At 34.6% G+C, this 12,591-nt stretch carries 11 protein-coding genes and 1 tRNA gene; 4 read left to right on the top strand and 8 right to left on the bottom strand.

Annotated features, from left to right (window positions below; genetic code table 11):
- Positions 1-84 precede the first annotated feature (84 nt).
- The gene (locus J3U13_RS06465) at positions 85-3,153 is read left to right on the top strand and encodes an FAD-binding and (Fe-S)-binding domain-containing protein (protein ID WP_267363393.1); all 3,069 of its coding nucleotides are present in this window, start codon (positions 85-87) and stop codon (positions 3,151-3,153) included.
- Positions 3,154-3,233: 80 nt separating this feature from the next.
- Here J3U13_RS06465 and J3U13_RS06460 read toward each other — a convergent pair whose 3' ends face one another.
- The 8 genes from J3U13_RS06460 to J3U13_RS06425 all read right to left on the bottom strand — a co-directional run bounded on the left by J3U13_RS06460 (position 3,234) and on the right by J3U13_RS06425 (position 10,075).
- Positions 3,234-4,298, bottom strand: coding sequence for a tyrosine-protein phosphatase (locus J3U13_RS06460; RefSeq protein WP_267340924.1), 1,065 nt, complete (start codon positions 4,296-4,298; stop codon positions 3,234-3,236).
- A 14-nt stretch (positions 4,299-4,312) separates the two neighbouring features.
- A complete protein-coding gene (locus tag J3U13_RS06455; RefSeq protein ID WP_267340923.1) occupies positions 4,313-5,128 on the bottom strand; it encodes a PTS system mannose/fructose/sorbose family transporter subunit IID in 816 nt (271 codons plus the stop codon).
- Entirely contained in the window at positions 5,125-5,931 is an 807-nt protein-coding gene (locus J3U13_RS06450) for a PTS mannose/fructose/sorbose/N-acetylgalactosamine transporter subunit IIC (protein ID WP_267340922.1), read from the bottom strand. Before J3U13_RS06450 ends, J3U13_RS06455 begins: the two co-directional genes overlap by 4 nt.
- A gap of 41 nt (positions 5,932-5,972) precedes the next feature.
- Entirely contained in the window at positions 5,973-6,446 is a 474-nt protein-coding gene (locus J3U13_RS06445) for a PTS system mannose/fructose/N-acetylgalactosamine-transporter subunit IIB (RefSeq protein ID WP_267340920.1), read from the bottom strand.
- A 10-nt stretch (positions 6,447-6,456) separates the two neighbouring features.
- Positions 6,457-6,888 carry a PTS sugar transporter subunit IIA gene (locus J3U13_RS06440; RefSeq protein WP_267340919.1) on the bottom strand — a complete coding sequence of 144 codons (432 nt, stop codon included), beginning with the start codon at positions 6,886-6,888 and terminating at the stop codon, positions 6,457-6,459.
- A 292-nt stretch (positions 6,889-7,180) separates the two neighbouring features.
- Positions 7,181-8,026, bottom strand: coding sequence for a MurR/RpiR family transcriptional regulator (locus tag J3U13_RS06435; RefSeq protein ID WP_267340918.1), 846 nt, complete (start codon positions 8,024-8,026; stop codon positions 7,181-7,183).
- 250 nt (positions 8,027-8,276) lie between these two features.
- Positions 8,277-8,350, bottom strand: a tRNA-Cys gene (locus J3U13_RS06430).
- A gap of 843 nt (positions 8,351-9,193) precedes the next feature.
- Positions 9,194-10,075, bottom strand: a complete 882-nt coding sequence (locus J3U13_RS06425) for a LysR family transcriptional regulator (RefSeq protein WP_267340917.1) — start codon at positions 10,073-10,075, stop codon at positions 9,194-9,196.
- A 14-nt stretch (positions 10,076-10,089) separates the two neighbouring features.
- Here J3U13_RS06425 and J3U13_RS06420 point away from each other — a divergent pair, with 14 nt between their 5' ends.
- The 3 genes from J3U13_RS06420 (at position 10,090) to J3U13_RS06410 (ending at position 12,357) form a co-directional block, all read left to right on the top strand.
- Positions 10,090-10,266 carry a hypothetical protein gene (locus J3U13_RS06420; protein WP_267340915.1) on the top strand — a complete coding sequence of 59 codons (177 nt, stop codon included), beginning with the start codon at positions 10,090-10,092 and terminating at the stop codon, positions 10,264-10,266.
- Positions 10,238-11,200, top strand: a complete 963-nt coding sequence (locus J3U13_RS06415) for an aldo/keto reductase (protein WP_267340913.1) — start codon at positions 10,238-10,240, stop codon at positions 11,198-11,200. Before J3U13_RS06420 ends, J3U13_RS06415 begins: the two co-directional genes overlap by 29 nt.
- Before the next feature lie 326 nt (positions 11,201-11,526).
- On the top strand, positions 11,527-12,357 hold the full coding sequence (locus J3U13_RS06410; protein WP_267340912.1) for a MetQ/NlpA family ABC transporter substrate-binding protein: 831 nt from the start codon (positions 11,527-11,529) through the stop codon (positions 12,355-12,357).
- Positions 12,358-12,591 lie beyond the last annotated feature (234 nt).

Here is a 12,591-nt window from a genome sequence, read left to right as displayed (position 1 = left end):
ATTGAATATTAATTGAATAAACTTTGACGATGCTTAACCCTTAGATTACACTAAGCGTAAAATTTATTATTAACTTGATTCAATATGATCCCTCGATTATCAAATTCGCCTCAACTCGATGAGGTCACAAAAACATACTTAATGGCACTTAACGATTCAGGCTTTATGGGTGATATAGCAAGTGATTATGCTTCATGTTTGACCATGTCGACTGATAACAGCATTTATCAATTAATGCCACAAGCAATAGTGTTTCCTCGTTCAACTGATGATGTTCAATTAATCATGCAGTTAGCCAACCAAGAACCATTTCAAACTCTGAAATTTACACCAAGAGGGGGAGGTACAGGAACCAATGGACAATCTTTAAATAGTGGTATTGTGGTTGATCTTTCTCGTTATATGAATCGAATATTAGCGGTCAATATTGAAGAAGGCTGGGTCAAAGTTGAAGCTGGAGTGATTAAAGATCAACTCAATGAATATTTAAAACAGTACGATTACTTTTTTGCACCTGAATTATCCACCAGTAATCGGGCAACTATTGGTGGAATGATAAATACCGATGCATCAGGACAAGGATCGATGATCTATGGGAAAACCTCTGATCATACTTTATGCATTAAAGCCGTATTAGTCAATGGTGAGATCCTTGAAACGAGTAAAAAAAGCATTGCTGAAGTTGAGGATCTGGCAACTCAATCAATGATTTACCGTACGGTATATGAATATTGTAAAAATCATCGTCAACTTATTTTAAATAAATTTCCTAAATTAAATCGCTTTTTAACGGGTTATGATTTGAAAAATGTTTTTAATGATAATCTAACTGAATTTGATTTAACACGTATTTTAACCGGCAGTGAAGGATCATTAGCCTTTGTTACTGAAGCTAAATTGCACATTATGCCCAAACCAAGATATCGTTTTTTAATGAATATTAAATACGACTCTTTTCAATCTGCATTAAGTAATGCTCCTTTTTTAGTTAATGCTGAAGCATTGTCTGTTGAAACTGTTGATTCAAAGGTTCTAGGACTGGCTAAAGAAGATATTATCTGGCAATCGATTAAAGAGTTAATTACCGATGTTCGCGGGCATGATATGCAAGGTATCAATATTGTTGAGTTTGCTGGTAATGATTATGAATTGACTAAAGGTAAAATGGATAAATTAGGTAAACAAATAGACAAACTCATAATTAATCATTCCTTAGGTATCCTAGGCTATCAAACGTGTGAAAACTTAGATGAGATTGAAAAGATCTATGCTATGCGGAAAAAAGCAGTGGGATTACTTGGTAATGCTAAAGGAAGGCAAAAGCCGATTCCCTTTGTTGAAGATACCTGTGTGCCTCCAAAACATTTAGCAGATTATATAACTGAATTTCGTGCTTTACTCGATAGTTATCATTTAACTTATGGGATGTTTGGTCATGTCGATTCAGGAGTATTGCACGTTCGCCCAGCATTGGATATGTGTGATCCTGAACAAGAAAAATTGATGAAAAACATTTCTGATCAAGTTGCCGTTTTAACCGCTAAATACGGTGGATTATTATGGGGTGAACATGGTAAAGGTTTTCGTAGTGAATACAGTTCTGCTTTTTTTGGTGAAGCGTTATATCAGGGGCTGAGAATAATTAAAACTGCTTTTGATCCTCATAATCGTTTAAATCCAGGAAAAATTTGTCAACCTTTACACAACAACGATGGCATGTTAAAGGTCGACTCGATTACGCGAGGCTTTTATGATCGCCAAATTCCACTGGGAGTTAAAGAGGTTTTTCATGGAGCAACAGAATGCAATGGTAATGGTCTTTGTTTTAATTTTGATGTGAATAGCCCCATGTGCCCATCGATGAAATTATCAGGTAACCGTGTATATTCACCAAAAGGTCGAGCAACTTTAATGCGAGAGTGGCTACGTTTAATGATTGAATCAGGTATGACAGAACAGGAACTTAATTCACTTTTACCTACGAAACATAGCACATTAGTTGTTTTTGCAAAAAAAATGGCTTACACCGTCAAAGCAAAATTTGGGGAATATGACTTTTCTCACGAGGTCAAAGACTCAATGAATCATTGCTTGTCATGCAAAGCGTGTGCAACACAATGTCCAATTAAGATTGATGTACCTGATTTTAAAGCGCGTTTTTTGCAGTTATATCACACCCGTTATCTAAGACCAATACGCGATTACTTGGTTGGAAATATTGAATCTTACCTACCTTTGATGGCGAAAGCACCACGTTTTTTTAATTTTTTTATCAAGATGCCTTTCACCGAATATGTTACCAATAAAACCGTTGGCATGGTCAGCTTACCTATGTTGTCGGTGCCAACGCTAAAAAAACAAATGGTGAATCATAACACTGCAAATATTAAACTTGAACAATTACAAACTCTTTCAGAAGAGGAACGATCTCAATATGTTCTAGTTGTTCAAGATCCGTTTACTAGCTATTATGATGCCAAAGTGGTTTATGATTTTGTCCGTCTAATTGAAATGTTAGGATATAAACCCGTTGTGTTACCTTTTGTACCAAACGGTAAAGCTCAGCATATTAAAGGGTTTTTAAAACAATTTGCTAAAACGGTACAAACCGCGTCAAGAGTTTTATCACACATTGCTAAATTGGGCATACCCATGGTTGGGGTCGATCCCGCATTGGTACTTTGCTATCGAGATGAATATAAACTAATACTTGGGGATAACGACAGTGATTTTAAAGTATTGCTTTCACATGAATGGTTAATCAATATTGCTGTCCGCCTATCAGACAGCATGCAATTAAGAACAATAGATAAGGAAAAATGGTATTTGCTTGGTCATTGTAGTGAAACGACACAATTACCCGCCAGTAATCAGCAGTGGCAGCAGATTTTCAAGCAATTTGGTGTTGATTTGCAACCCATCCAAGTTGGGTGTTGTGGTATGGCAGGTACGTATGGGCATGAAGTTAATAATCTTGCTGCATCGAAACAGTTATATGAGTTATCATGGCAAAAAGCCTTGTCTCATTATCCTAAAGAACGTTGTTTGACAACTGGTTATTCTTGTCGCAGTCAGGTTAAACGATTTGATAAGTTTATTTTAAAGCATCCTATCCAGGCATTATTAACGATGATGCAAGTAAATTATCAATAATTAATTGAGTCAAAATTTCCTAAGTTTTAAAGCAAAAGCGCAAGGTATTTGCGCTTTTGAAATGATGAATATAAAAATTGTTATTCCAAATAAATATCTTGCAGGGTTTTAAAATCTTGATCTGTAAAACCTAATTCTTGTTTAATGTAATTCTCTGGTGAGCCAGCAACTTTTTTCATTGTATTAAGAATTTCGATTATAAAACTAACACGGGTATCAATTAAACTTAATAAATAACCCAGTACATCTTCATCATCGGTAATTTTACGATAAGCTTCCATTTTGATTTTATTTCGTTCTAAACGATTCTCATGAGTTAACATATAATCATATATCATATCCGATTCCGATAGACCTAGCATAATTTGGATCAATAATACACCATATCCAGTTCTATCTTTACCGCCACGACAGTGTTGAAGGCTTGGGCTGTTGTTGGCATCTAAAACGACTCTGAGCATTTGTCGATAAGCATTTTTGGATTTTTCACTCAATACAAAGCCTCGATATTGTTCAAGGACTTGTACGCCTTCTCCGTTGACGAATTCTCGAGGAATATCTCTTAACACGCTTTCAATTAATGCTTGATCTTCATTGCTTGGGTCAGCAGCAAATTGAGCAGCAAGTTCAGCCGTTTGCGCAGATGCATCTAAATGATAGGTCTTTATTTCGCCAATTGATGAATTGGGACTGGTTTTAATTTCATTATCACTGCGATAATCAATAATTGTTTTAATTTTTAATGCAGTAATGTATTGTTGTGCATCTGGCTTCAAACCATGAAGATGATTGGAGCGGTATAATTGTCCCCATTTAACACGTTTACCGTTAGCTCCGACATATCCTCCAAAATCACGGAAATTGTTTAAGCCTGTTATTGGTAGAGTTCTTTCACCAAATATTAACGGAGATTTACCTTCTTTATGTAAAATAAAATAAATACGTTTTTTAGCGTGTAACGGATCATCAAAAATCACCGGACTTTGTACATTTTTGCTAATCAATGTTTTATTTTCGGTATGGGCATCAGTCTCTTCAGTCCAATAAAGATCAACGGATTTTTGATCTGATGGATCAAAAGTTATAATAATTTGTCCTTGATGATTTCGTACCGCTGATACCGCTTCTTTATTTTGTTTTTCCATTGTTTTTTACCTAATTAATGTAGTATACCCAACATCGAAAGAATGACCCCAATTACCATCACCGCTATAATCAATGAAACGGTATATTTTCCTTGGAATTTTTTGACCAAATAAAACACCCCTAATGCAAAAAGGATAGTTAATAAATTTGGCATAACTTTATCAAACATATCTTGTACTTTGATTGTTTGTTCCCCCACTTCTATTAATAGGGGCGTTGATACTTTTACTGTTGTGGCAATTAAGGATCCGAGCACCATAACACCAACTACATTGGCTAAATTGCTAATTCTTTGAATAATATTTGAATTTTTGGATTGCTCGATAAGATCAACCCCTTTATTATAGCCATAATGTACAAAGAAATATTTGGTAAAAATATTGACTAAATTATAAATAAAGAACATCAAGATCGGCCCAATCACGTTACCTTGTAAAGCAAAGGCAGCACCAATGCTGCCGCAAATTGGCATCCAAGTGAATTTTAATAAGCTATCGCCCAATCCTGCAAAAGGTCCCATTAAACCCGCTTTTAAAGAAATCACCGCATCTTTTTCTTCTTCTGTAGTTTTTTCTTCCATGGCAGCGGTAACACCTAATATCAATGCGCCTGCGTTAACTTGGGTATTAAAAAACTCAAAGTGACGTTTCATAGCTCGGATGCGTGTTTCTTTATCCGCATCTTTATACAGTCGATCTAAAATAGGGATCATGCAATGAGCAAAACCGATGGTTTGTAATTTTTCATAATTAAAAGAAAAAGGTATGGTTTGTATACGCCAAAAGACACGATTAAGATCTTTTTTAGTAATTTTCTTGTCGTTATTCATAGATCGTATTCCTCTTCAACTGCAATATTATTATTGACTGTAGATTTATCCTCTGTTTTACTACTTGAATTTTCATTCTTTTTACCAGCCATAAACGCCATGTCATACAAAACCGCAAACGCCAGTGCTATAAATGTAATCGGGATAATCGGTAATTTAAGATAACTGGTTAATACAAAACCAAGTAAAAAGAAAAACCACATGGTGCCTTTTAAAAGCATCAGTAATAAAATACAGATACCCACAGCAGGAATTAATTTTGACGCAACGCCCATGCCAGTAATGATATCTTTTGGAATAGCGTCTAAAATGGTTTTGATAAGATCGCTGCCAAAATAGATTGCTAAGAAGCAAGGTACAGCACGAATTAGAAACCAAACTGGTGAAGAAAAGTAATGAATTTTGACCAATCCCTTATAACTGCCATTTTGTATACTTTTTTCTGCCCATGGATTTAGGAAACAGGCAAAAGATCGCCAAACAATTAACAACTGTTGGCAAAGTATTGAAACAGGAAGCGCTAATGCAACACCCGCAGCAATTCCACCTTGAGTCGCAATGCCTAACGATACACCAATTATTGAGCCTGCAACAATATCGGGTGCTGAATAAGCACCCACGTTACCAATACCCATCCACATAAGTTCAAGTGTGGCACTGATTGCAAGTCCTTGAATCAGATCGCCCATAATAATGCCAGCTATAGTTCCTGTTAATAATGGTCTACGTAACATTTGTGGACCAACGTCATCCAATGAACAAATTCCCGCCCATATGGCGACAAAAATAGCCTGTGTTAACATAGGTTAACCTCCAAATATAATCAATAAATAGCTAATTAAGATTAATTAATCAGTGTATTGAGCAAAACAACTGGATCTTTGGGAACCATTTGAACCTCAACAATCACATTTTTTTCAATGAGACTTTTGAATGCTTGTTCTTCTTCAGGTGTGACGGAAACAGCTCGTGATAATTGATGGCGTCCTTCTTGCATACGCATACCTCCCACGTTGAGCTTTTCGATCTCTAATCCTTCTGATACAAGCGTATTGACATCGATGCTGTTGGTGAACAATAACATAGTCCGTTTTTTGATAGGCGTTTTTTTGAGGATTTCAATAAATTGTTGAACGCCAAAAACTAACACTTTTAATTCTGGTGGGGCAGACATGGTTAATACCGATTGTTGAACTTTATCGTTAGCCACTTTATCGTTAATAATCAGGACTTGTTCTATATTGTAGTTTTTTACCCAAGTGGTGATAACTTGTCCGTGAATAAGACGATCGTCGATTCTTGCTACATGAATTGGCATATTGTTCTCCTTACAAATCAGCAAATTGTTCACGTTGTGAATTCAGTACTTGCGCAACGTCAACACAGCTTTGCGAAAAAACTTCTTCAATGGCAGATTTAACGTCGTTAAGGGAGCCTGCTCGATGATTTAGAACTTCAAGCAATACTGGAATGTTGAATCCACTAAAGAGTAGTACATTACCATGTTGTATTAAAAGTTCACCAGCAAGATTACATGGTGTGCCGCCCATGAGATCTACAAGAATAATAACACCGTCACCTTTATTTAGGCGCTGATAACTTTCTGCCATCTGTTGCCGAAGAAGATCGATATTGCTATCGACGAAAACTGTTATTACTTCGATGTCTTGCTGTTGTCCCATAAGCATTTGAGCACACTCAAGCGCGCCTTGAGCAAAGGGTCCATGACTGGCTAAAATAATGGGTAATTGTCGTTCCATTTTAAATTTCCTTCATTCAAACACATTTAATAAGATGTAATAATGTTACTTAAAATTATTTATTATTTAGTAATAAAATTACATCGAAGTGCAAATTAAGTCATCTTTTTTTTAAAAATTTTTAGGAATTTGTGAACTGGATCATGTTTGACTTGAAAAATTATTGAATAACATAATGTTATATTAATGATATGATTTATTGAGAAGGGAAAAGAAACAACATTAAAGTCGATACAGTAAATAGCACTAATGTATTTTCAAATGGTCATGGTCAAACTCTGCTTTAAAACCATTATTTATGATGGGGATATTTACGTTTTTCGCGACTTTGCGTTTGCTCAAGCAAATGCTCATCGTATTTTCTGATAAATAAATTGGTCAGTAACATATTCATAACCGATATTTGCGAAATTTTAGAGCGAATAGGAATCAGTCGAGAAGCATGCTCCATTGAGGTAGTATGTAAAACAATGTTCGCTAAGGACGATATCTGACTTTGCCCCATTTTAGTGATGGCAATGGATGCCACTTTTAAATTTTCAGCCAGTTTTAATAATTCCACGCATTCAGGTGTTTCGCCTGAATGAGAAATAATAATGATCAAATCATTTTTACCAAGTGTGCTGACAATATTTCGGCTGATGTGCGCGTCAAAATGACAGTTAACATTTTTTTTGATTTTAATGAGTTGATATTCCAATTCTTTTCCAACTAAACCGCTGCTGCCCACACCAAAAATAACGATTTTTTTACTTGCTATAATCAAATCAATAGCATTATCGAATGCTTTAAGATTTACCATTGAGTGTGTCTCATCGATAGAGGATTTTTCCATAGCCTGAACTTTTCTATTCACATCTTGCAAGGTGTCATTAAGATTAATATCATCTTGTAAAATATCGGAACTTAATTTTTGAGGTGATGACGAAATAAGATCAATTTTAAAATCGCTAAATCCACTGTAACCCAGTTTGTTGCATAATCTTAAAATTGTGCTGGTACTAACATGGTTGAGTTTTGCTAAAGTTTGAATACTCATATTTTTTACAGCTTGAGAATGGATCATAATGTACTGTGCAACTTCTAATTCTTTTAACGACAGATCATTTTTTACTTCCCTGAGTTTCAAATTAATCATAGCTCACCTCGAAATTGAAATATTTAAACGTCAGTATAGTAAATAAGTTCTAAAATTGAAAAATATTTTAAATTGCCTACAAAGAAGGTAAGAATCAACATTGAATCTGTTATTGACCCTAATAATACTTAGAGTAACAAAATTGATTGATGTTTATCTCAGTTTGATTCGGTTCCTTCATCTAAATAAAGAAAATAAATAATAACTCGAAGGAAGTGGGTATTAGTGATATGCTCTTTTGAGATGTTTGTGGAGGCGCGTCCCGGAGTCGAACCGAGGTAGACGGATTTGCAATCCGCAGCATGGCCACTCTGCCAACGCGCCGTAGTGCTCTGTCTCAACAGGCTGCAAATATTAGCATTGGCTTCATTAATCGTCAAGGCTAAATAGGCTATAATTACAGCAGTCATAATAAATTGATTTAAAATGAAGGTTTTTTTTGTAAAAAAACTTCAGGTCATGCCAACGTTTCATTAATTAATCAAGTTTGAGCCCCTAATGGCTGTTATCCTACCGAATCAAAAAATGGTTTTTCCGTTTATTTCAAATAAATTCACCCATTCTTTTACGGCAAACATGGATGATTGAGATAGTCAAAGTAAAATTATTGAATAGGAAGATATAAATATACGCTTTCTGGTTCATCTGAATTTTCAATAGTAAGCCCTGATATCCATTTTATAATGATTGGTAGATTAGATTTAAGTCAAAAATACGAATCAGAAGTGAGTAGTTTAAGGATTGAACATAATATTGTTAAAAATCTTTTTATGTCACTCTGTGAAATTGAAAATAAAAAATAATCCCCCAACTTGTCAAGTTAAACTGACTGCAATATAAATGATTCAGGGCTGTTTGTTCATGTGATGAAATCAGCAATTTTTTTATATAAAAAATTTAAAAACAGCGTATATCTACAACTTGAATGTAAAAAAAATAAAATGAAACGGTATAGACTCCTAAATATTTTTTACAGATTTATTTGTTACCGGAGTAGTTTAGTTTAAATCCTTGCCTAATGGGTTATGAACAATTAAACTTTATTGATGGTTTATTTAAATCATCGAAAAATCATAGAGTTGTATTAAGATTGTTTTGTTAAAAAGTTTCAGATTATATATACGTTTTAGTAAAAAATTGGATTTTTTTGTATTTAACGCTCATGATTTAGTCTTTCAATGCTTCTAACACAAGTTTGAATACATTTGAATGACCTTTTCGACTGGGATAATAGATATAAAAAGGTTCATAGGTGATGGCAAAATCCGTTAATAATTCAACTAAAGTTCCTTCAGCTAATTCTTTCTCAACTTCTCGCCGACCGACCCAAGTAATACCTAAACCGTCTAATGCAGCCTGTTTGCGAAGATGATTATTAAGAACTAATTGTGAAGAAGGCTGATAAATCACAGTGTTGCCATTGTCGTTAAATTCCCATGATAATTCTACACCATGATGAGAAGAGATCTTTAATCCTATCAATTTATGGCAATCTAATTCATTAATTTTTTTGGGTTTTGTTGTGTTTTTTAAATAATCTGGGCTGGCAACTAATGCCATTTTCAACGGTTCTGATATTTTTACCGCAACCATATCTTTAGCTAGATCGTTACCTATACGGCACCCCATATCAAAACCTTGCTCAACAATATCCACCCAATTATTGTCAGCTTGAATTTCAATCTTTATTTGAGGATATTGAATTAAAAAGTCGCGTAATTTGGGATATAGAATCGTTTCTACTGCAAGATTGGTTGCATTAATTCTAATGGTTCCCGAGGGTGTATCAAGAAAATTCGCTAAAGCATTGACTTCATCATTAATGGACTTGAATAATGGTGCAATTTGTTTAAATAATTGTTCACCTGCTTCGGTCAATGACATACTTCTGGTTGTACGATTAAATAATCGTAAATCAAGGCGGTTTTCTAAATTACGTATACTATGACTCAGTGCCGATGATGAGACATGCAGAGACTTTGCCGCTTTTACAAAACTATTTGTCTGGGCGATGGTGATAAAATAATTCAGTTCATTAAAGTTATACATATTGGGCAGAATTAATGAATTTTATTCATGATACTATAAATCAATACCCTGTTTATCTCAATAAAATTACTGTTTACAATCAGCTTATCAACACAATATTATTGGCTTTTATTGAAGCTAACGTTTACCTCAGTCAATTTAGTAGCAAGAAAGGAGGAAGTTATGGATTACATAAAACTTGGCACGTCTAACATTGAAGTGTCTCGGTTTTGTTTAGGGTGTATGAGTTTTGGCGATCCGGCCAGTCAAATGCATGCATGGACACTTAATCCTGATCAAAGTGAGAGCATTATTAAACATGCCCTTGATTTAGGCATCAATTTTATTGATACCGCAAATACTTACTCTGCTGGTACGAGTGAGGAATATGTAGGACGTGCAATTAAAAAAAATATTGCCCGAGACAAAGTCGTTATCGCCACAAAAGTTTATTTTAATGAAGGTCACCTTTCCAAAAAAGCGATCGAAACAGAGATCGATGGATCACTTAAACGTCTTGGTACCGATTACGTGGATTTGTATATTATCCACCGTTTTGACTACAGCACGCTGATAGATGAAACCATGGAAACATTACATAATTTGGTTAAAGTAGGAAAAGTTCGTGCATTAGGTGCGTCAGCGATGTATGGTTATCAATTTCATAATATGCAATTAGTGGCTAAGCAAAATCACTGGACGCAGTTTGTTTCTATGCAAAATCATTATAATTTATTGTACCGGGAAGATGAACGTGAACTCATTCCCGTTTGCAAACAATTTAATGTTTCATTAACGCCATATAGCCCTTTAGCCGCGGGCAGATTATCACGTTTAGAATGGCAGACTGATACATTACGCAGCAAAACCGATAAAACCGCGGTTGCTAAATATGACCGTTACCAAAAAACAGATGCCAACATTGTACAAAGAGTACATAAAATTGCTGAAAATTATGATGTCACTATGACACAAGTGGCTTTAGCATGGCAGTTTGCTAAAGGCGTCGCATCACCTATAATTGGTGCAACGAAAACTCAATATCTAGACGATGCAGTAGGAGCATTGAAGATTAATTTAACTCAAGAAGATGTCACTTATCTTGAGGAACTTTATGTGCCACATCCTATCGTAGGCGCTTTATAATTCGAATCAATTGATTCAATGCGTTACCCCTATCAGGGTCTGATATCATTTTAGGGGTAATGATTAACTGAATTGAAATAAGTAAGAAAAGTCATTGGACAAGGGTTAAAGGGTTTTGGGTACAATTATAAATTATTGATAGCTGTAGCGTTTGTTGAAATGTGACTCTATTTATCTAAACCAGTTCTAGTTCCTATATATCCAATTCGCATAAACATATCATTTTTTGGTATTAACTTATTGCTGTATTACTCATTATAATGTCAGCTATAGAAATAATAAATATCATAGTATAGATTTAATCTACGGAAATATAAGGATTAATAATGCGAATACCGTTTAATTTGGTCATTTCAATGATGATTGGTTTCTTTTTATTTGGTTGTGAGCAAAAATCAATTACTGAGCAAACCAATAATATTGACAAAAAAGAAATTGCAGTGGGTTTACCGCCGAGTATGCACAATATTTTGATGGAGCGAGTAGTAAAACCAGAGCTCGAACAGAAAGGCTACGTGGTTAAACTGGTTAATTTCAGTTCTTTAAGAGATTCAAATACGGCTTTAGTTGAGGGAAGTATTGATATGAATGCGGCTCAGCATCAAGCGTATTTAGATGTTTATAATCAAGAAACAAATAACAATTTAGTATCATTAGTGCATATTCCATCCATTTCAGCTGCACTGTTTTCACAATTGCATGATTCAATTAATGAGATTGCACAAAATCAAATCATTGCAATCCCTAATGATCCCTCCAATACAGCGAGAGCGCTATTATTATTGCAAAAGTTAAATTGGATCACACTTAAACCTGACACAAAATTTGGTACGGCAACGATTAATGATATCGCTGAAAATAAGTATGATTTGAGATTTAAATTATTATTATCCGAAATCATACCGAGAACCTTAGGTGAAGTGGATTATGCCATTATGCCTGGTGGTGTAGCATGGTTAAGTAAGATACCCGCTGAGAATGTTTTATTTCAAGAACAGTTATCCCCTAATTTGGAATTAATGGTAGTTGTAAAAAAAGACAATGTAAACGCGATATGGGCTAAAGATGTTAAAGCGCTTTATCAATCAGAGATTTTAAAAAGATTTATCAATGAAGATCCTGATGCTAAAGGTCGATTCATTTGGCCTCAGCAGTAGATTAGATCATTGAAACTTTTTTGAAGAAGTTGCGTGATGATTAATAGTAAAATAGAGACTGAATCATTTTTTATCTATTTTGTTTTTTTTCAATCGTTTAAGAATGACCTGATTTTGTCAAGGTTAGAGGTGAAAAGTCCTATCATGCGCAAACAAGTAAATTAAATGGTGACTAGGATTTCCTTGCTACAATGAATTTGAAAAGACAGATGAAAAAATGATTTTTCTATACTC

Origin of the sequence: Gilliamella sp. B2887, assembly GCF_026537015.1 — a bacterium.
Taxonomy (GTDB): Bacteria; Pseudomonadota; Gammaproteobacteria; order Enterobacterales; family Orbaceae; genus Gilliamella.
Note: the sequence above shows the minus strand (reverse complement) of the source record. Positions and strands in the feature narration are given on the sequence as shown.

Excerpts from the sequence above, each read along its gene's own strand:
- J3U13_RS06465 (WP_267363393.1), top strand. The coding sequence starts at position 85 with ATGATCCCTCGATTATCAAATTCGCCTCAACTCGATGAGGTCACAAAA.
- J3U13_RS06460 (WP_267340924.1), bottom strand. The coding sequence starts at position 4,298 with ATGGAAAAACAAAATAAAGAAGCGGTATCAGCGGTACGAAATCATCAA.
- J3U13_RS06455 (WP_267340923.1), bottom strand. The coding sequence starts at position 5,128 with ATGAATAACGACAAGAAAATTACTAAAAAAGATCTTAATCGTGTCTTT.
- J3U13_RS06450 (WP_267340922.1), bottom strand. The coding sequence starts at position 5,931 with ATGTTAACACAGGCTATTTTTGTCGCCATATGGGCGGGAATTTGTTCA.
- J3U13_RS06445 (WP_267340920.1), bottom strand. The coding sequence starts at position 6,446 with ATGCCAATTCATGTAGCAAGAATCGACGATCGTCTTATTCACGGACAA.
- J3U13_RS06440 (WP_267340919.1), bottom strand. The coding sequence starts at position 6,888 with ATGGAACGACAATTACCCATTATTTTAGCCAGTCATGGACCCTTTGCT.
- J3U13_RS06435 (WP_267340918.1), bottom strand. The coding sequence starts at position 8,026 with ATGATTAATTTGAAACTCAGGGAAGTAAAAAATGATCTGTCGTTAAAA.
- J3U13_RS06425 (WP_267340917.1), bottom strand. The coding sequence starts at position 10,075 with ATGTATAACTTTAATGAACTGAATTATTTTATCACCATCGCCCAGACA.
- J3U13_RS06420 (WP_267340915.1), top strand. The coding sequence starts at position 10,090 with ATGAATTTTATTCATGATACTATAAATCAATACCCTGTTTATCTCAAT.
- J3U13_RS06415 (WP_267340913.1), top strand. The coding sequence starts at position 10,238 with ATGGATTACATAAAACTTGGCACGTCTAACATTGAAGTGTCTCGGTTT.
- J3U13_RS06410 (WP_267340912.1), top strand. The coding sequence starts at position 11,527 with ATGCGAATACCGTTTAATTTGGTCATTTCAATGATGATTGGTTTCTTT.